The sequence below is a fragment of the Paenibacillus sp. UMB7766-LJ446 genome, from assembly GCF_030226665.1.
GTDB lineage: Bacteria > Bacillota > Bacilli > Paenibacillales > Paenibacillaceae > Paenibacillus > Paenibacillus vandeheii.
On sequence record NZ_JASOYM010000003.1, the window covers coordinates 605079 to 623961 of the forward strand.

Annotated in this window: 20 protein-coding genes and 2 pseudogenes; 5 read left to right on the forward strand and 17 right to left on the reverse strand. The window is 45.1% G+C overall.

Translation table 11 applies throughout. From position 1 onward, the window contains the following. Window positions 1-7 precede the first annotated feature (7 nt). The 3 genes from QP794_RS10755 to QP794_RS10765 form a co-directional block, all read right to left on the reverse strand. Complete coding sequence (locus tag QP794_RS10755; protein ID WP_285076330.1) at window positions 8-2299, reverse strand: glycosyltransferase family 2 protein; 2292 nt, start codon at window positions 2297-2299, stop codon at window positions 8-10. Continuing rightward, window positions 2299-3399, reverse strand: a complete 1101-nt coding sequence (locus QP794_RS10760) for a bifunctional glycosyltransferase family 2/GtrA family protein (protein WP_285076331.1) — start codon at window positions 3397-3399, stop codon at window positions 2299-2301. The genes QP794_RS10755 and QP794_RS10760 overlap by 1 nt, the downstream gene beginning before the upstream one ends. Window positions 3400-3630: 231 nt before the next feature. Beyond that, a complete protein-coding gene (locus QP794_RS10765) occupies window positions 3631-4356 on the reverse strand; it encodes a YceI family protein (protein ID WP_285076333.1) in 726 nt (241 codons plus the stop codon). Between the two features lie 87 nt (window positions 4357-4443). On the opposite strand from QP794_RS10765, the gene QP794_RS10770 reads away from it, so the two are divergent. Together QP794_RS10770 and QP794_RS10775 are read left to right on the forward strand one after the other, a co-directional pair. Next, window positions 4444-4890 (forward strand): RrF2 family transcriptional regulator, encoded by a 447-nt coding sequence (locus QP794_RS10770; RefSeq protein ID WP_285076335.1) that lies wholly within the window; start codon window positions 4444-4446, stop codon window positions 4888-4890. Window positions 4891-5033: 143 nt separating this feature from the next. Continuing rightward, complete coding sequence (locus tag QP794_RS10775; protein ID WP_285076337.1) at window positions 5034-5381, forward strand: DoxX family protein; 348 nt, start codon at window positions 5034-5036, stop codon at window positions 5379-5381. 463 nt (window positions 5382-5844) lie between these two features. Here the strand turns inward: QP794_RS10775 and QP794_RS10780 are convergent, their stop codons facing one another. The 7 genes and pseudogenes from QP794_RS10780 to QP794_RS10810 all read right to left on the reverse strand — a co-directional run bounded on the left by QP794_RS10780 (window position 5845) and on the right by QP794_RS10810 (window position 10490). Beyond that, window positions 5845-5982, reverse strand: coding sequence for a hypothetical protein (locus QP794_RS10780; RefSeq protein ID WP_285076339.1), 138 nt, complete (start codon window positions 5980-5982; stop codon window positions 5845-5847). Window positions 5983-6094: 112 nt separating this feature from the next. Beyond that, on the reverse strand, window positions 6095-6616 hold the full coding sequence (locus QP794_RS10785) for a TetR/AcrR family transcriptional regulator (protein ID WP_285076341.1): 522 nt from the start codon (window positions 6614-6616) through the stop codon (window positions 6095-6097). Window positions 6617-6784: 168 nt separating this feature from the next. Then, complete coding sequence (locus tag QP794_RS10790) at window positions 6785-7945, reverse strand: MFS transporter (RefSeq protein ID WP_285076343.1); 1161 nt, start codon at window positions 7943-7945, stop codon at window positions 6785-6787. 214 nt (window positions 7946-8159) lie between these two features. Continuing rightward, window positions 8160-8855, reverse strand: coding sequence for a TetR/AcrR family transcriptional regulator (locus QP794_RS10795; RefSeq protein ID WP_285076345.1), 696 nt, complete (start codon window positions 8853-8855; stop codon window positions 8160-8162). A gap of 46 nt (window positions 8856-8901) precedes the next feature. Then, window positions 8902-8973: pseudogene (locus QP794_RS10800) on the reverse strand (23S rRNA (pseudouridine(1915)-N(3))-methyltransferase RlmH); the annotation flags it as partial. Window positions 8974-9335: 362 nt separating this feature from the next. After that, entirely contained in the window at window positions 9336-9614 is a 279-nt protein-coding gene (locus QP794_RS10805; protein ID WP_483311898.1) for an alpha/beta-type small acid-soluble spore protein, read from the reverse strand. Between the two features lie 153 nt (window positions 9615-9767). Then, window positions 9768-10490 carry a DUF4386 domain-containing protein gene (locus tag QP794_RS10810; protein ID WP_285076348.1) on the reverse strand — a complete coding sequence of 241 codons (723 nt, stop codon included), beginning with the start codon at window positions 10488-10490 and terminating at the stop codon, window positions 9768-9770. Window positions 10491-10573: 83 nt separating this feature from the next. Here QP794_RS10810 and QP794_RS10815 point away from each other — a divergent pair, with 83 nt between their 5' ends. Beyond that, window positions 10574-11443: a helix-turn-helix transcriptional regulator gene (locus QP794_RS10815; RefSeq protein WP_285076350.1), complete on the forward strand. Its 870-nt coding sequence runs from the start codon at window positions 10574-10576 to the stop codon at window positions 11441-11443. A gap of 344 nt (window positions 11444-11787) precedes the next feature. Here QP794_RS10815 and pyrH read toward each other — a convergent pair whose 3' ends face one another. Then, window positions 11788-12525, reverse strand: coding sequence for a UMP kinase (pyrH, locus tag QP794_RS10820; protein WP_285076352.1), 738 nt, complete (start codon window positions 12523-12525; stop codon window positions 11788-11790). A gap of 412 nt (window positions 12526-12937) precedes the next feature. Here pyrH and QP794_RS10825 point away from each other — a divergent pair, with 412 nt between their 5' ends. Then, the gene (locus tag QP794_RS10825; RefSeq protein WP_285076354.1) at window positions 12938-13390 is read left to right on the forward strand and encodes a HEAT repeat domain-containing protein; all 453 of its coding nucleotides are present in this window, start codon (window positions 12938-12940) and stop codon (window positions 13388-13390) included. 225 nt (window positions 13391-13615) lie between these two features. On the opposite strand, the pseudogene QP794_RS10830 reads toward QP794_RS10825, so the two are convergent. The 5 genes and pseudogenes from QP794_RS10830 to QP794_RS10850 form a co-directional block, all read right to left on the reverse strand. Next, window positions 13616-13795 (reverse strand): annotated as a pseudogene (locus QP794_RS10830) (aldehyde dehydrogenase family protein); the annotation flags it as partial. Further along, entirely contained in the window at window positions 13796-14275 is a 480-nt protein-coding gene (gene rlmH, locus QP794_RS10835; RefSeq protein ID WP_285076356.1) for a 23S rRNA (pseudouridine(1915)-N(3))-methyltransferase RlmH, read from the reverse strand. Window positions 14276-14571: 296 nt separating this feature from the next. Next, window positions 14572-14739, reverse strand: coding sequence for a CxxH/CxxC protein (locus QP794_RS10840; protein ID WP_063870633.1), 168 nt, complete (start codon window positions 14737-14739; stop codon window positions 14572-14574). Window positions 14740-15061: 322 nt separating this feature from the next. Next, window positions 15062-15583 (reverse strand): hypothetical protein, encoded by a 522-nt coding sequence (locus tag QP794_RS10845; protein WP_285076364.1) that lies wholly within the window; start codon window positions 15581-15583, stop codon window positions 15062-15064. 302 nt (window positions 15584-15885) lie between these two features. Continuing rightward, window positions 15886-17163 (reverse strand): S1C family serine protease, encoded by a 1278-nt coding sequence (locus tag QP794_RS10850; RefSeq protein WP_285076366.1) that lies wholly within the window; start codon window positions 17161-17163, stop codon window positions 15886-15888. A gap of 731 nt (window positions 17164-17894) precedes the next feature. Here QP794_RS10850 and QP794_RS10855 point away from each other — a divergent pair. Further along, the gene (locus QP794_RS10855) at window positions 17895-18107 is read left to right on the forward strand and encodes a hypothetical protein (RefSeq protein ID WP_079348410.1); all 213 of its coding nucleotides are present in this window, start codon (window positions 17895-17897) and stop codon (window positions 18105-18107) included. Here the strand turns inward: QP794_RS10855 and QP794_RS10860 are convergent. Beyond that, a complete protein-coding gene (locus QP794_RS10860; RefSeq protein WP_053781977.1) occupies window positions 18076-18882 on the reverse strand; it encodes an MBL fold metallo-hydrolase in 807 nt (268 codons plus the stop codon). The genes QP794_RS10855 and QP794_RS10860 overlap by 32 nt on opposite strands. Window position 18883: the final 1 nt, after the last annotated feature.

Here is an 18883-nt window from a genome sequence, read left to right on the forward strand (position 1 = left end):
ATCTCTCCTAACCCTCTCTGGTGAAACGATCGGCATGTGGATGGGTCAAATCACTCAGCAATTGATCTATCAAACCGCGCTCCACGATATCATCAATATTCTCCACCGAGAGAAGCACTTCGCGACGATTGGCTGTTGTTTTCCCGGTATGCTGCAAAATGACTTCAATATTACTCTTCGTGTAAAAAGTAACGATCGCCCCTGCCGCAATATCACCATGGAGACCCGTGGCGGAAAAGAAACGATAATTGAAGCTGCGCAGTGTACAGCCCGCGTGATTGGTGAAATGGACTGGAAGCTGCAAGGAAAGCCGCGGCATTTTTCGCTGATCTGATCTCGGCTGAACAATACGTTTTTTCACATTACGCAGCATATCGTCGTAAGCGGTATCCCACAGATTCATCTGCTCTGGCAATGAGTGTTTACGGTCATAGATGATTTGCATATATTGGCGGTTATCCGTCTCGTCGATTGGCTGAACCTTTGCAGAATAGCGCCAGCCCTCTCCATCCTGCTTTACATAGACAATGACCGCATTGAGATTCGCCTCATATCGCTCGGATTTTACGACCAAAGAGATCGTCTTCTTTTCAGGTAAATAGATGGGATACGGGACATAGAAGGCAATACCTTGTTCGGATACATCTACCGTCTTGGCCTGATAACGCAGATTCGTGTCCTGATCATGGATCGTAACATCCTCTTGTGCCCGAATCCGCTCAGTCTCCCGATACGCACGACGGCCGATCATGAAGAACAGTGCATAACACAGTGCAATCATATTATGAATGAGCCAGAAAATAATGATACTGCTGAAGAACAGCGCGATGCCGTACTTGCCATTAACATACCGAATTACAGCCGCAATCGACAGCAGGAGCAGGAAGATATGCGGAAGTGCATATAACAGAGCAGACATCCATTTCCGACCGCTCGCCCTGCTTTTGTTCGTAACCTTGAATTTCTTCTCGCGAATACCCAGGGTTTCGAGGAGAACCGGCCAGATCAGATAAGGCATAAATATGGTGTCTATGACCTGACTCCAGCGCTGATTCCGAATATTGCTGGACAGATAACGCATCGATACGCTGTAGAAGAAATAGGACGGAAGCCAGAATATTAAGATCTGCCAGAAGGTTGTGTTTACAATCTTGAAATCGAATAAAGCAAACAAAATTGGAGCCAAAATGAAAATCAACCGGTTAAAGAAAGACCACCAGTATAGGAAACTGCTTAAATAGGTCACCCTCGTCCAGAAAGGAAGCTTCTCGGATAGGGGAGCACGCGTATTCTGAAGGCTCTGAATAATACCCCTTGCCCAGCGAATTCGCTGCTTAATCATGCTCGGAACTGTTGTTGTTGTCTGTCCGGCAGCTTGAACCTCCTGAGTCGCATAGGTAATATAGCCTTCCTGCTGTAAACGAATACTTGTCTCAAAGTCCTCGGTGATCGTATTCAGTGGAAAACCGCCGATGTCTTCCATACCTTGCCGGGAAATAATCGTGTTGCTTCCTGTATAGGCTACCGCATTGGAGGCATTACGCAGGATGTTAACTTCTCTGGAGAAGAAATCCTGTTCATTCGGAATTCCTTGCTCTGCATAGAGGTTGAACTGAAATAGATCCGGATTGTAGAAGCTCTGAGGGGTCTGTACCAGCCCTAACTTGAACTTTTTGTCCATTTCATCCTCACGGCGAAGCCGCCATTGCCCGTTCTCTTCTATAAATGTGGAGAGCAGGAAATACGGGACGGTTTTCATTAGAAAGGTGTGTTGCGGAATCATATCTGCATCAAAGGTTGCAATGAGTGGGGAAGAGGTTTTACTCAGGGCATTATTCAGGTTACCTGATTTGGCATCCTTGTTGCCGGCGAACCCCAGATATCCAACGCCAAACTGCTTTGCAAGCTCCTCCACCTCAGGTCTTCCGCCATCGTCACATATATAGATATGGACCTTTTGCTTGTCCGGATAATCCATGAACGTACAGGCATTTACCGTTTTATACAACAGATCGACCGGCTCGTTATGCGTGGCAATGAACACATCCACATCCGGATAATATTCTGGAGGAACGATGGGAAAGTCGAGCTGCGTACGTTCCTTTTGCATCTTCTGGAAGAACAATTCAAAGGTGGTTAGTACGGTTACCGTCTCAGCCACAATGAGCAGAATGCCGAAGATAACATTCAGTACACCTTCTCCCCATGGCAATGTAAAGAACATCCGCCATAACAAATAAATCGACATCAGGATCATGGTGATGACAAAGAAAATATGTTGCCTTTTTTCGTTTTGCACTATAGCTGCTTCCTCCTTGCTGCAAATACCCATCTTCGCTGCAATTGAAAACTGAGCAGGAACAGCAAGGCATCACAGACAAATTTCGCAATTTTCTCATCCACGAAGAAAATCGTATGGAACAAATATACCCCTGTACTGGAAAGCACAATCACCACTCCGCACAACGTCAAATAGCGCCATAGGCTGCCCTGACTATCTTCTTTGCGGAATACAAAGTGCCTGTTCAGTACATAGTTGACGACAATGGAAATAACTCTCGCAATCACGGTTGCGAGCAAAATTCGTAGATAATCCTGCTGACCCAAAATGGGCCGCAAAAAGTCGATCAAAAACCATGCAATTCCCAAATCGACAACAGAACTCACAACTGACGAGGAAATAAATCGCAGGAAGTTGGAGAACAAGACACCCATTACCCGAGCACTGTCTTGAATCGCTTTGAAGTGGGTTCCGGCATTTCCATTTTCATAAATGACTTGAATCGGCACCGTATGAATCGGGATACCGGATTGAATACACGAGATGAGCATCTGCAGCTCGTATTCGAACCGGGTGCCACGAACATTTTGCATAAACGCAAGCAGCCCGGGGCCAAAGGCACGAAGCCCGGTCTGGGTATCTGATAGTTTTTTCCCGTAAAGCATAGCAAAAATAAAGGACGTCATCCGATTACCCAGCAAAGACTTCGGCGGTATTCCTCCCTCGCTGAAGTTCCTTACTCCAAGAAACAACGCATCAGGATCGCGCCTGGCTTCTTTGGCGAGCCTATATACATCCTCTGCAGCGTGCTGTCCATCTGAGTCAGCAGTGACAATGAAGGAAAAGGACGCATCGAACTGCTGTCCGATATATTGAAATCCCGTCTTAAGTGCGGCTCCCTTCCCCCGATTTTCCGTATGGCGCAGCAGGACACACCCGCTCTCACGCAGCTCATCGAAAATCGACTGATATGCCTCGCCAGATCCGTCGTCCACAATAACAATATGGGTCAAACCATATTTTCGCAATTGTCGTACATAGGACAGAAGTCTCTCATCTGGCTCAAGCGATGGAATGAGGATAATCGTTTCGCCGTCCTTATGTTTATCCATAATCATCCTATTAAGCCTCAATTCGACATATTTTCACAAATTCTTTTTGAATAGTGTGAGTATAACACCGAAATGGTAGACAGTAAACGAGCAACTTGTATATATTTTGGTAAAAAAGTTGTATTCGCATTTGTGCTAAATATAGGTGAAAAACACTAGAAATAGGACTGAGGTATACACAACGAAAAAACTCGCCATAGTTATGACGAGTGAGTGTTCAAGAAGCTTATAGGATTGTTAATCTATTCTAATGGCCTCGATATAAAGCTCGATGCTTACTTCATTTCCGACGACAATTCCACCCGCTTCCAGAGGCGAGTTGAAGCTCAAACCAAATTGATTGCGTTCGATACTGGCTGTTGAATGAAATCCCACACGTTCTCGGCCACGAGGATCTTTGTTAAGTCCTTCAAAAACGGTATGGAAAATGACGGGTTTTGTTACTCCATGCAGAGTTAGATTGCCCATTAGTTCATACTGCCGTTCGCCAGTATGGGCGCAGCTGATGCTCTGAAATGTAATGGCTGGATACTGGGCAGTATGAAAGAAGTCTTCGCTCCTCAGATGTTCATCTCGTTGCCGCTGGCGAGTTGTGATACTATTTGTGTCGATAGAAGCCTGAATACTCAGGGTTGTTACATCGTTAGGGTCGAAACTTAAGATCGCTTCGAATTGCTCAAAGACTCCTTTGATTTGATTAATCATTAAATGCGTCACCGAAAACTCAACGGAGCTGTGATCCGGATCTACTTCCCATTTAACATTGCTCATGAAAACTTCCACCTCTATGATAAGATTTTGAAGAAAGGTTTCCCTATCTCCAATGCACTGCGCTCTTCGCATGCTCCTAATATACAAAAACGCTACTGACAACGTAATGTCAGTAGCGTTACGAACACTGGTTTCAAACAGGGCCGCCAACTCTTCGGCGTGTACCACTTCTCTGCTTTGTAATTCCAGCAAGGTAGTCTTTGAGTCGCTATGAATAACGGATCGAATACCTTGTAAACTGTGTAAACATTGCTCATAATAGAATTGAGGTGAATTGTCTTGCATCTGAACAAAAAAAAAAATACGGTCACTCCGTCGGCATTTGGCTTGGCCATTCAAGGACTTGTCTTTCTTTCGATGTCAGATAACGTGCGTTCAAGCAAAGAAATTGCGAATATGATGAATTCCGGAACGACGTTTATGCGCCGGGTGATAGGTCAACTGGTTCGTGCAAATCTTGTCGAGGCCAGAGAAGGTAGAGATGGCGGCTACTTGCTGGCCAAACCTGCAAGCTCGATTACAGTGGCGGACGTTTACCAGGCTCTGCAAATGCACAATCCTTTGGGAACCGGGATGGCTGATTCCACACTCGACTGTGAACGCGGGGCGTCAGTAAGAGGTCTTTTCCAGGAAATGTCTTCTCAAGTGGAAGAGAGTACACTTCACATTTTTAAGCAATATACTATAGAGCGCATTGCTGCAGAAGTTTTTAAAAACGAAGAATAAACTGTGCTTAACAAGAGCATAGTTTTGTGATATACTGTGCTCATACAGGGTTCAGTATAAAAAGAGTTTAACGCGACACGCATTAGAAGCCCTAGTATGAGGTTAACTGTGCTTAAATTAGGTTCAGTAAGGAGGTGAAACTGTTGCACATCGTAACGATTATACTTGAGATTATTTTGGGTATTGGCTATTTGATCGTCGGATTTATGAAGTTTGGGGCTAAAGAGCCCGTGGAATCATTCAAACAATACGGCTATTCGGATGGATTTCGCATGCTAGTCGGTATTTCGGAAATTCTAGGCGGGATCGGTATGCTAATCGGCATTTGGTCGCAACTGGCAGGCACGCTGGCAGGTTTATGGATTGCAGTCATCATGCTGGGTGCTCTTGTAACCCAAATTCGCGCGAAAAGCCATGTTAATGAAGTGATGCTGCCCGTATATTTTTTGGTCTTGGCCCTGGCGGTGCCTTTGCTTAATTGGATTGGTTAATTACACATCGGGCATTTAAAGTCTTTAAGCAACGCGTTACACCTATCTAAGGTGTGCCTAATATACACATAGTTCCGCGATATACTGTGCTCGTACAGAGTTCAGTTTCATTAGAACCTTCAACTCGTACCAGAAACCAGGTGTACAGTTAACTGTGCTTGAATTAAGCTCAGTAAAAAGGGAGCGGATAGCGCGATCAGCTGTAAACGAAATGACCCCATCGTAGTGTATGGCGAGCATGAACTGATCATTTCACTAAGACGTTAGAATCATCCCCTTCCATCCCAGCGGTGGCAAGGGGTTTTTGCTGTTTCTCGGCAAAGCTTGCGCAATCGGAAGACACCGCGGGGAATCCCCTTCGCCACTTTGGGTTCGACTACCTTTTCAGTAGACCTCTGCCAATGAGGAATGCTAAGGAGGGTCAGCAGAGCATGGGCAGCAAGAACATATCGAGACGCTGCCGCTATTCTCCGCCACGGATACGATCGGCCCAATGACTATGCCACTCTTGCCAGAACGCCGTATCGGATGCGCGGCTCCGCTGATGCCGAGGGGTGGCGGCTTGCGGCTTGCACACAGCCGCTGCACTGTGGGCGCTCACAGGCCCGGTGACGTTCGAGCGGTATGCTCCGTATGGGGCCGACTAAAAAAGACTTACAGATAGATATTGATTAATCAATTACTTTGATGTAAAAATAAATAACCTCGGACGGTTATTTATTTTCGTTGAACTCAAATAGCTCGGGAAGATCCAAAAAGTACGAAATGTTGCACATCATGCCCATGGCGATAAAAATCGTTGCGTTTCTTTCTGCATCGGGCATGCCTGCTGCTTTAAACTCTTTCAGGACATAAGTTCTGATGCGGGATAACCCCTCTTTGGTTGCCACCTGAATTGCTTCTTCGGTGATGCCAATACCGATCACCAGTAAAGCAATCTCATTGGGATATTGGGCCGACAATTCTTCATAAGCTTTGAGCATGTCGTTGTCCAACTGATCCGGACTCGACTCGACATTTTTAAACGTTTGGAGTATCCGGTCGAACGCCCGATTCAAAACGGTGATGAACAGTTCCTCCTTCGTCGGAAAGAAACGAAACACATAAGGCTGAGAGATCCCGGCCTTTTCTGCGATGTGGGCAGTCGTGGTGTTATAGTATCCCCGTTGGGCAAATAACTCCAAACCTGCTTCTAGGATTTCCTGCTTGCGATCCTGTCCTTTTGACCTAATCATAGCAAACCTCTTTCGTTAGTAATTGATCAATCACATTATATCCGTCATTTATCCCCGACGCAAGGGGAAGCCCTATACCCAGAATCGGTACAATGTCTTCTCCCTTGGAATCTGGAATCTGGAAAAGCTGTGTCTAATAGTCTTCAATCAAATCCTCGGGTCGCTGAATTAATGCTCTTTTTTCTTTCCCATTAAAATAGAAATCACTGTGAATACAGTCGCAAGTACGACGATTAAACCACCAACCCAGCCGATCGACGACAAGGTTAACCGCTCTACAACGACTCCGCCCAAGCCTGCACCTAGGGCAACACCAAGGTGGAAGGCGGATGAGTTCAAGCTCAATATAATTTCGGCTGATTTAGGAGCCATAGTTACCAGATAGAACTGTTGTGCAGGAGCAGTTGTCCAAGCTCCAAGCATCCAGAGTGCGAGAATAAACATGGCACCTCCAAAGGTAACTGCAGCCAAAGGGAGGAAGAACAAGGCGATAGCATGAATCAACAGACTGACAATCAGTGTTCGAGCAATCCCCCATTTATCAGCGCCGTAGCCTCCAACACGCGCCCCAACAACAGCCATTAAACCCATGCCAAGCAAGACGAGACTAATTGTATTGCTATTGAGGCCAGCGTTTTCGCGTAGTAACGGCGCAATGTACGTGGAAACAACAGAGTAGCCGGTAATAAAGAATAAGGAAGCTAATATACCGCTGATTACTTTGAAATCTTTGAGAATAGCCAATTGCTTGGATAAAGGAATCGTTTCTTGTCCAGACATTTTAGGTATCGCTTTTACAATCGCAATAATAGGAATGATCGTGATAATTCCAAGAATTGCGAAGATCCAGCGCCACCCCATATATTCACCGATTAACGTTCCTAAAGGAAGGCCGACAACGAGCGCAAGACTCGTACCCATCAAGATCGTGCCAATCGCACTTCCTCTTTTCTCTGGAGGAGCAATTTGTGCTGCAATTCCCAGAGCCACTACTGCGAATACCCCAGCGCTCACGCCCAAAATAACACGGGATATCATCAATATCGTAAAGTTAGGGCTCAGAACAGCGGTGATATTACCGATAATGAACGTAAGAAGTGCTATGAACAGCAGCTTTTTTCGATCTGTTTTTGAAGTGATCGCAATCAGTATTGGCGTTCCTACCGCGTAGGCTATAGAATACATGGACACCAATTGTCCAGCCAAGCCAATAGAGACATTTATATCCGTGGCAACCATGTCTAGAATACCTGTAATAATTGATTCGGCCGTACCGACCACGGTTGCGCCTAATGCCAGCAAATAAATAATCCATTTGTAGTTTTTCATGAAAAAATTGGTCCCCTAATCTATTGTTTTATTGTTTGAAATAATACCCTTTCTTCTTTTGGATCACTTCTCACCTATGGGAATCCATGCCTTAAACATTCGACGGAAAAAATGAATATCACCCCCTTCTTGTATATTTATCGAACGATCGATCAAAAACATTCAAAAAAAATATATTGAACGATCGATCAATTTAGAGTAAAAAAAGAGCTGATTATACTTTGATAGCATCCCAGCTCATTTGAATCATTTTATCAATATTTGTTGGACTGAACTCATACGCCCCATTTAGATACTCTTTTCCCATTTCGACAAAAGGTAAACAGGAGTATGTAACCAATAGATTCGTTTCCAAATCCTTAAACAAGCCTTCCTCAATTCCCCTTTCGAACAAAGGGTACATCGGTTTAAACACACCGCCATTTTGATCCTTACACTTTTTAAGTATAAAGGGTGAGCCAATAAACTGTTCCATTAACAAAAAGCTGTCCTTATTATTCAAGATGTAATTTGAATAATTTCGCAGAATTTTCTCAAACCCCACTTTTACGGGTGTACTCTCTGTTACACCATGAAACATGAGCTGGTGCATTTGATCCTTGAGCAAAAAATACAACTTGATCAGCATATCCTCTTTGCTTTCAAAATAAAAATAAATGATCGAGGAAGAGATCTTCGCCCTTTTAGCAATTTTTGAAATGGATATTTCAGAAAGGCCGCTTTCATTGAGAAGTTCGATCGTAGCCTGATAAATAAGGTTCACTTTGCTTTCGGATTTAGTTTTCATACCCAAAATATAATCGAACGATCGATCAATGTCAATAAACGATTCGACTTTTTCAATCGTATCCTTAAGCTCAAGTTTATATAAGACACCACAATCAATCGTTATATCGTATATACCTTTCAAAGCAACCAATCCTCATTCTGTAGCCTTCTCAGCTTAAAATTTCGCCCTACTTATGATACGGTTCATTCCGATTGATCTTCACTGCACGATAAATCTGCTCCAGGAGCACTAGCCGCATCTCTCCTATTTCCCAGTCGCAAAGCTTCCAATATTCGTAATAACGGGCTTTTGATACATGTATTCCCCCTTTCTCCTCCACCAACAACAAAGTTTAAATCAGATTACATCTCTAACATCTTTCATATCTGCTGCTGCCATGCTCCTTCATAACGTCTAATCCCTTCCGTTCCGTTCGTATCCTAGCCGGAACAGAAACTCGCGAAATTCACAACAGTCATCCACTTGGCCATGACAGTGTAATATAAAAGGCAAGACAAAAACCCCTTCTTGTGGAAAGGGGTTATCATACAAACCACCGGATGTTATCCAAGTCAGTGCTCAGCATTTTCACCCACGATCTCAGGAGGTTTCAGTTCAGGATTACTCCTTGTTCGCTATTTGCTCCTGAGCGAGACGGACCAATTCCCTAACCATGGAACCGCCAATTTTGCCGCCGACATGGCCTGCTGATTCCGTTGTCAATTGACCATTGTTTCCTGGGTACAGAGGTATACCAAGCTCCTTCGCCACTTCGTATTTTACGTCGTCTGGTTGATTCGGATTTACGGTATATCCTTCGCGCTTCATTACATCTGCTTTGAAAGCCTGCATTCCCTGTTCGACCCCTGGCACCACATATTTTCTCCTTCTTCTTGCCATCATACAGCACTCCCCTCGATGTTATTCCCTAACATGCCCGGAAGCACAAAATTTTATCCCTATTCCTCTTCGGTGAGAGTTCACGATCACAGAGGAGAGAATCCTGATGGGAATCATCATCACCTCTTAATCTCCCGATTAAAGAACTTTTGATTATTTTACTAAAGACGAAGAATCTGTTTTTGCTCTCAATTTAGCCAGGTTCTCCCCATGAAATCCCTTCACAATTAACCAGACTGCCAAGCTCATCTCGTAAACGCCCACAGGAAGCGCCATCAATCCTTTTACCGCCGAATAGGGTCCGATGATCCCAAACATTTGCAATAAACCCGCTAAAAATACCATAACCGCTGTAATCATTCCGAAAATCGCTAACGGTTTAGGCACATAGCCTGTTCGATAAAGCAAATAACTATACAGACTCGTATTAATGCCCAACATGAAATTTGGACCCAACATAGCCGTCCAGCGATAAATCGACTGCATCAACAGCCCTATGGGTTCAAAATTGGTTTTACTTGCTAAGTTGGTTGTATCATAATATGAACTAAGTTGTAACAAACCCAATATACTTACAAGACCAATCGCAATAAAAACAGCTTCCATAAACCGGAAACAAAGATACCCTAGTGCAAGATGCTCATTCCAATGTCGAACGTAGGGAAACAGCATGACTGCTGTACCAACAGCCGTTACTATAAGCAAGAGGTCATTTAATACACCGATTAAAACCTTTGTTTCCGATCCATTTGCCACGGCCATCTGCCATTGTTCTGACAAAACTGGCCCATACAAAACAACTGCTATGATTGACGTCACTGCAGCAAGGATATAAAAAATCCCCAGTATCATTGCATTCCTTCGGTCTCGCATCATCTTTTGTGCCTCCTAAGACAATAAATATATTTGCTGATGGACGCATGGTATACTTGCCTCAAAACTTGATATAAGGAGTCATTATGGACCATAACGAAGTCATTGAACGTGCTTTGATCCATATCGAGGGTCATTTACAACAGTCTTTAACCGTAGAATCCGTTGCCAATACCTTCAACATGTCTAAATACTATTTTCATCGGCTGTTTTCTGCTATGATGAGCTGTTCGTTAAACCAATACATTCTGTCCCGAAGATTGAATGCATCTTTGACCTTTATTCAAAACAAAAACAGTTCTCTAACCGATATTGCTTATCAGATGGGCTTCGGTACGCAAGCCTCATTCACTCGTGCTTTCAAACGACAATACGGCGTAGCCCCAAGTTCCTTAAAAACAGGACTTACAACCATCTCTCCTGTCCCCATACCTACAGTGGTGAAGAGACCCATAAAAAACATTAACGGTGATATCGTCACGGATTTCACCCTGACCGAGTTCAAGGAGAACCGAATCAGTGGGATCGCCTTTGAAGTGGATTTAGCCCATGATGATTACAAGGAGAAGATTCGCGCACATTCCGAAATGCTGTTGAGTCATATTGATGAAACCATAAATGGTCCCTGTTATGTCATTTATTCAAACTGTCAACCCGATTCAACTCGGTTTAAGGTTCTGTTTGGGATTCCAAGCAGCATTGAAATTGATAAACCTTATTTTTTCACGGTTGATGTACCGCAGATTTTTTGTTCCAGATTCAACTATAGCGGTGACCTTCTTGATATTGGGGATGTACTGAAAAGCGACTATGCTCGTTTTTTAAAAATCTCCAGGCAGGAAACGGACGAAATAGATATTGAACTCATTCAAGCTTTTAAGGACGTCCATCATCTGGATTCGACCTACCATATCTATGCGCCAATCAAAAGACTCCCTACCGATTCTGATTTGTAAGATCGCGGCTCACTTGTCATTCTGTCTGCTCCTTTCTTTGCTCGAATGTGATCATTCCTTTTCTTCAAATAAAATAACATAACGGGTTTCGCTCGACTTTCCACATCTTGCTGTAATTCGGAACGAAAAAATGCATCTCTCTCGAGATGCACCCTGTTTTGGCTCTTATCTATTACTTTCGGCATTAAGCCACGAATTTGAAAACGTTGGAACTCAGAATGGTTTGTATGTTCAGACCCTGGGCGGACCCACTCCTTTGGCGGAGTGGGTTTGTGTTTATACTTTATTCTTTTATGGAACTATCGTTCCGCTAAATCAAGGGAGAGTAGTATTTCTAACATATTTCATTCCAACTCTAAAACTGATTCGCCACTAATTATCGTACCGTTATTCTTACCTTCACAAATTTCTTTCATCGAGCTTGGTTTATCGAAGTTAAACACATGCATTGGCAGATTGTAGTCTCTTGCTAAAATGAAAGCTGATTGGTCCATTACCTTTAAGTTGTGTTTTAAAACGTCGTTGTAATGAAGCGAACGAAATTTCCTTGCATCTTTATCAAATTTGGGGTCTGCATTAAGAACACCATCAACACCTTGCTTTGCAACTAATAAAGCGTCACAATTAACCTCGATGGCTCTTTGTACTGAAGGATAGTCTGTTGTAACGTAAGGTTGACCGTTCCCCCCTGCAAAAATTACAATATAGCCTTTTTCTAGATGGTGGATTGCTCTTAGGCGGATGTATGGTTCTGCAACTGAAGTAATAGGTATTGCCGTCATTACTCGTACTTCCTTTTTGGTCTTAGCTTTAAGAACTCCACGAAGCATTAAACTATTTACTACAGTCGCAAGCGTCCCAATGTTATCAGCTTCTGCCCTTTCTATCCCCCAGCTTTCCGCCATATTACCTCTGAAAATGTTACCCCCACCTATAACTAATGATACTTCAACGCCTAAGTTTACTACTGACATAATTTCATCCGCAATTTGGTCTAACCTTTCTGGCTCAAAACCAAATTCAGAGTTTCCTGCTACTGCTCCACCACTTAGCTTAACGAGAACCCTTTTGTACCTTGACAATTATTACACCCCCATAAAATAAAAACACTAAAGCAATAAATGCTTTAGTGTCCTAATGGAATGGAAATATGAAATTACGCAAGTCGACTGAATGTAAGCCTTCCGTTTCCACCTCATGCTCCCACTCCTTCATGTTTTTTCCATCAAATAATTTTACATTACGTGAAGGTAAATTGCAATTACCGTAACCTACAGCTTATTATGATGAAAAAGAAGCCACCCTTGTGATTACATACAAAAACAAGCGGCCTTCATCCTGTTGCCCTTGCAAAAACATGAATTGGTCAATGTGATTTTTAAGCTAACCAATCGGCTTTAATGAAGTAGTTTAGCCAGGTTCGTGCTATAATGGTGTTTACCTGATTAACATTCATCATTCTGCCGAGATGGCGATGATTAAGGAGATTGAACTTTGACGAACAACCATGATATTGGAGCAGTTAACGAACTACCGGAAAACTTTGAAGAGCTCAAACGAGCGGCTAATCGGTCGGCAAGCTGGAGAGAAAGACTGAATGCGGTGAACGAATTGGGGAACTGGGATACAGCCCCTACTATTAAGTTGCTGCAGCATGTTTTGACAAGTGATCAAGTGTTCCAGGTACGCGAAGCCGCATATCGCAAGCTCAAGCAGTTGGATGAAGATGTACAAATGCCTGCCAAAAACAAAGGTGAGCTGTTTAAAGGTCTTAACAAAATTTTGCTACGGATTAAAAAAAGCCTTCCTGAAGGTCACACATTTGAGCAATTTAAGGAAAAACTGCAAAAGACACGTCTGGATATTTATGATACTTACGAGGGCGACAAAGATGCTGAGTTCGACTCCTGGCTCCATGGAATTTGGGAGACACTAGGTAGAAGATAGCCGCCGTTCACCGTATAATAGCTGAGTAGAAAGCCACTCCAAAAAAATGGAGTGGCTTCTTTATTTCTTCAGGGTCACCTCCATCAGATATGAGTTATTTTTATCTGACAAAAAACGCCCTGTCTACTGATTCTTAAAGATCAGTAAACAAAGCGTAAAGTTAGAGCCTACATTCAATTTCACATGTACATTCCCTGTACGATGCGAAGTTGTGTGCTATAAGATTTATTCTGGTATATAAGGAAGATCCAGTGTCTTCGGAACGTTGATGACATGCTTTTCTGTATAAGTGCGGATACCTTCCGCGCCATATTCACGGCCAATACCACATTGCTTGAAGCCACCGAAAGGGAACCGAACATCGAGACCCTGCAAAGCAGCTGTATTGTTCATTGTCGTTCCAGCTTACTTATGATAAGGTTCATTCCTATTTATCTTCACTGCGCGATAAATCTGCTCCACCAGCACCAGCCGCATGAGCTGATGCGGCTGGGTCATGCGGCCGAAGCTCAAGCGCTGCTTCGCGCGGCGCAGTACCTCATCGGAGAGCCCATGGCTTCCTCCGATGACAAATACGACATGGCTCGTCCCATAGGTGCCGAGCTTGTCGATCTCCATAGCCAGCTCCTCGGAACTCCAGAGCTGGCCATCCAACGCGAGCGCAACGACATGCGCCTCGCTCTTCACATGCGCGAGAATGCGTTCGCCCTCGCGCTCCTTCACCGCCCGCACCTCAGCTTCGCTCAGGGTGTCGGGCGCCTTTTCGTCTGCGACCTCGATCATCTGAAACTTGATGTACGGGGCGAGCCGCTTAGCATATTCCTGAATGCCCAGCGTCAAATATTTTTCCTTCAGTTTGCCTACGCCAATAATCTGAATCAACATGAAGATCCATTCCTCCTAATCGTCCTGCGAGATAATCTATAAGTAAGATGCTTCAACACATCGTTTGTTCCAATAATTAAAGCTAACAAACTCCACACACCTTAGCTAGCCCCATTTCGGCTCCTTTAAAATCTAAAGAATCTGAGACACGCTATTACAGCCAAAACACGCCAAAAACACAAAAAGAGCGCTCCGACACGCTCTCTTTGCTCCTTACCTGTGATGTTCATACCGGATGGCAGGCGAGCGAGTGCATCCATGACAGACGCACCAACTGCGGATGCCTACACAGTACGCTAGACGACCAGATACTCGGCCTTTTGTTCGCACTCGGCGCACTTCGCAGGCGGGTCCCAATCGGCAAATTCCGTCTCCTTCAGATCAACGATATCTGGAGCGTCCTCATACTCATCAACAAACATGTCGATGGCGATGTCCACGTGTTCTTTGCATACAACGTACATCCGTTCAAGCATCCTTTCTGTATCCAGCTATGCTCCCGATTCACAACCGCTTATCCATACAGGATAGCCACTTCTCAGTTCTATCACACCTGCCGCGGAAAAGAAACCCCTAGTCCGCATTTATCGTGTCCAACTTCAACCAACCCTCTCATTTCAGCAAAATCCAACCCAAAAAAGCGTCACTTCTCGGACACCCCGAGGGGATCCCAAAGTAACACTTCACTAATTTCCGAGCTTACCTATTCCGTTCATTTGCATCTATTCAGATTACTGCACATACGAAATCCATCTCATTGGAATCCATCCTCAACCGATATCAATCTTACTCCAGCCCCGACTGAGCCTTCGTTAACAGCTTGCCTCCCTGGATGGCGATGACTGCATTGGCTCCGGTGCTTCCGGTGCCCTTATAGTTATAGACCACCATATTTTCTGCTTCGCTCAATGCCTCACCTTCTCCGCCAAGGATCTCGATAACTTCCTCAACCGACATGCCAACCTCAAGCTTTTCATACTGGGCAAATGTAATCAGCACCCCATCGCCCTTCCCGGCCGATCCGTTGCTTCCTGGGGAAGCAGGCGCTTTGCCACCAGCCTCATTTACCGCAATCACGGTAGTATTCAGTTCCTCCAACTTTTTCTCAAGTTCGGCGATCTTCTTGTTCTGCTCACTATTCTTCTCACTCTGGTCCGCAAGCTTCTTCTCCAGACCTGTAATCTTCTCCTGTAAACCATTAACATCAACAGACCCTGATGGAGGCACTTCGGAAGTACATGCAGACAAAACAAAAAGGGCAGATACTAGACCGGTTCCCCCCAGCATGGTTTTCGTCAAACGTTTCATTAAAATAACCCCTTCCACTCCGGATTGAGAAAGCAGATCGACAAACAGATGTTACTCGCATAACCCGACATCACCAACACATTCCCAACAGTGTATCATAACCGGATTCCTCTATAACAGAGACTTTGGCTCTGGTCCTAGCCTGTCATTGCGAAACGACAAAACTTCCCATTTAACCCCATGAATTTAGCTTATAATCAACTCAAGAATCGGTGCAATAAAAAAGAGCTGACCAACGAGTTGATCGACTCTCTCTTATTATCCTATTTCTATGTGTGCCAAGCACATCAAAGCCATTCTCTTTATTCCGGTTTATCCGTCAGCTTCACCGACACCTTCTCGGCGTTGCCATCCCGGTAAAAGGTAATCTCTATTGTATCGCCGATCTTCTTCTTATCGTACAGATATTTCCGCAGATCAAGCGTAGAGGTAATTTTTTGCCCATCAAATTCCGTAATGACGTCATTCAGTTTCATGCCCGCATCAGATGCCGGACCGGACGCTTCCAGAACAACCACACCGCTATCTACGTGGGATGGAAGCTTCAGATCCTTACGCTGCTCATCATCCAGTGGGGCATACGGATTGCTGAGATCGACAGTATACACGCCCAGATATGGACGTGACACTTTGCCGTTCAGCAGCAGGGAATCGACTGTTTTCATCACTTCGTTCATCGGAATCGCAAAGCCGAGGCCTTCAACACCTGTATCCGAGATCTTCATCGTATTGATGCCGACCAATTTGCCGTTCAGATCGGCCAGTGCACCGCCACTGTTGCCTTCATTAATCGCTGCATCCGTCTGAATTACGTTTTGTTCCCAGTCGTACACACCGTCCTGATTAATGGATACCGGAAGGATCCGATCTGTATAACTGACAATACCGGATGTCAACGTACCGCCCAGGCCGAGCGGATTTCCGATCGCCAGTACCGTTTGACCTCGCTGAAGCTTGCTGGAATCGCCAAGCTCTGCGGCTGGACCGATGCCCTTATCATCTTGTACGGACAATACGGCAATGTCACTCACCCGGTCTTTGCCCACCAGCTTCGCCTTGTGCGTTTCCCCGTCTACTGTCACAATCTCCAGATCACTCGCACCTTCCACGACGTGATGGTTGGTCATGATGTAGGCTTTGCCATCTTCCTTCTTGAAAATGACCCCTGATCCCAGTGCGGAGTCTTCCATCGACAGACTGCTGCCCGTTTTATGGTTCACGATGCTCACCACGGAAGGTCGAACCTTCGCCGCAGCTTGAATAATCCGATCGTACGGATCTGCAGCCTGCGCTGTCTGTGTACCTCCTCCGCCGCTGCCTGCAGCGTTCGCCAGAGGTAACGCTGAGGGCTGCATGATGAAGCTGAACAGCGTAACGGTCACGATGGAGCTAACTACCGAACTGATCACGGCTACCTTGACCGTGGAACTAAAGCCCGAGCGAGACTTGCGTGGATTCTGCCAGCGGTCACGTCCCCTGCCCCTGCCACCAGGGCGAATGATCTGAAGTTTGCCTTTCTGTTCAGGTTCGGCGCGTCTTGATACTTTGGTTGAATAAAAATCGTCTCCAAACAATCCCATCGTGATCCTCTCCCCTTCGTTGTCACGCATCAAGACCCTGACTGCCGCCTAATCGTTGTCGCATGGCCAACGATGGTGTTCTCACATAGCCCACTCCGCCGGCAGACGAACCTTCCGATCGCTGTTACTCACAAATTTTCTTGATCACCCTCTAATAAGGTAAAAATTTGTTCATAAAGGCGAGCACTCCGTTTCTTCAGGTTCCTTCTGCCGTCTCCGTTACGTGAAGACCCCAACGGTTTTCCATGCTTTCTTGCAAATTTTTAAAATCTTTTTGCATATCGCTGCCATCCCTGCTAACTCGAAATGAAGCGTCTATGTACAACAGAACGAACATCTCATCCTGTCTGTGACTCTATCAGAAATGCTCTCGCATTCTACGACATGCTTTTTTGCGCGCAAATCAGCCTCTTTTTATAAAGCTCCCTATATACTAAACACGTCAAATCCCAAAAAGTTGCATAATTACGAAGATTAACGGAAATTTCCGCTATAACGCGCTTAACAATAAAGGTCTCTAGTATCTATCACCACAAAATCCGGTTCGCTAAGCGCAATTTTGCCTATTTCCGTGAACTTTTTCATCTTCTCAAGCAAAATGCGGCCCCTGGTTCAGCATACACGTCCCTTACGTGTAATTATAGCGGCAAAAAGAGGAATGTTTTCCACTCAGCCTGACTACAATAATAGTAAAAGACAATTCGAAGCTTCATAGAAGGAGGATTCACACTATGGATCGCACGCGTACACTCACAGCCATGGATGAAGTTCATATGGCGGCCAAGCTGGCCGATCTCAAGGAAGAACACTACCGCAACACCCTTGCACTAAGCACGATTATTGAACTGCTCATCGACAAAGGCATTCTGACTCGTGAGGAAGTGGAGCGCAAAGCCACCGAACTCGACAGCTTTATGGCTCACCCACCCTATCCCATGGCGTAGGCCGGTCGTAATACGTATCACAGAGCTTGAACTCATGATCCCGATAAAAGCATCCACGGCTCTCCATCGCATCACGCACGGTCATTTTTGCCAAATCCATCATATTATGATCCCGACTCAAATGTGCCAGATACGTGCGCTTGATGCGTCCGTTCATCAATTCACTCAGTGCAGCTCCCGCCGCTTCGTTCGACAAATGGCCGATGTCGCTCAGAATGCGGCGCTTGGTGTTCCATGGATACCGCCCCATACGCAGTAATTCGACATCATGATTCGCCTCCAGCACGAGAACATCCGAATCCGAGATCGCATCGCGAACCTTGTCACTCATATACCCGAGATCCGTCGCAACGGACAGCTTCTCACTACCATCATCGAACGTGTACCCTACCGGTTCCGCCGCATCATGGGAGATGCCGAAGGATTCCACGCGCAGGGAGCCAAAATCATGCTTTTCACCCGTCTCAAATACCCTTCGGTTTTCCTCTGGAATCGCCCCAACGGACTTCTCGAGTGCCGCCCACGTACTCGTATTTGCATAGATTGGTAAATTATATTTCCGAGACATCGCGCCTAGTCCTTTAATGTGATCGGAATGTTCATGTGTAACCAGAATCCCGTCCAGCTCCGTTCCCGAAATCTCCCGTTCCAGGAACAAGGCCTCCAGCCGCTTCGCACTGAGACCTGCATCAATCATGAGGGACGTGCCCCCATGCTGTATAACCGTGGCATTCCCTGTCGAACCGCTGGATAACACGGTAAAATAAATCCCCATA

Excerpts from the sequence above, each read along its gene's own strand:
- QP794_RS10760 (WP_285076331.1), bottom strand. The coding sequence starts at position 3,399 with ATGATTATGGATAAACATAAGGACGGCGAAACGATTATCCTCATTCCA.
- QP794_RS10785 (WP_285076341.1), bottom strand. The coding sequence starts at position 6,616 with ATGATTAGGTCAAAAGGACAGGATCGCAAGCAGGAAATCCTAGAAGCA.
- QP794_RS10790 (WP_285076343.1), bottom strand. The coding sequence starts at position 7,945 with ATGAAAAACTACAAATGGATTATTTATTTGCTGGCATTAGGCGCAACC.
- QP794_RS10805 (WP_483311898.1), bottom strand. The coding sequence starts at position 9,614 with ATGGCAAGAAGAAGGAGAAAATATGTGGTGCCAGGGGTCGAACAGGGA.
- QP794_RS10810 (WP_285076348.1), bottom strand. The coding sequence starts at position 10,490 with ATGATGCGAGACCGAAGGAATGCAATGATACTGGGGATTTTTTATATC.
- QP794_RS10815 (WP_285076350.1), top strand. The coding sequence starts at position 10,574 with ATGGACCATAACGAAGTCATTGAACGTGCTTTGATCCATATCGAGGGT.
- rlmH (WP_285076356.1), bottom strand. The coding sequence starts at position 14,275 with ATGTTGATTCAGATTATTGGCGTAGGCAAACTGAAGGAAAAATATTTG.
- QP794_RS10840 (WP_063870633.1), bottom strand. The coding sequence starts at position 14,739 with ATGTACGTTGTATGCAAAGAACACGTGGACATCGCCATCGACATGTTT.
- QP794_RS10845 (WP_285076364.1), bottom strand. The coding sequence starts at position 15,583 with ATGAAACGTTTGACGAAAACCATGCTGGGGGGAACCGGTCTAGTATCT.
- QP794_RS10850 (WP_285076366.1), bottom strand. The coding sequence starts at position 17,163 with ATGGGATTGTTTGGAGACGATTTTTATTCAACCAAAGTATCAAGACGC.
- QP794_RS10855 (WP_079348410.1), top strand. The coding sequence starts at position 17,895 with ATGGATCGCACGCGTACACTCACAGCCATGGATGAAGTTCATATGGCG.
- QP794_RS10860 (WP_053781977.1), bottom strand. The coding sequence starts at position 18,882 with ATGGGGATTTATTTTACCGTGTTATCCAGCGGTTCGACAGGGAATGCC.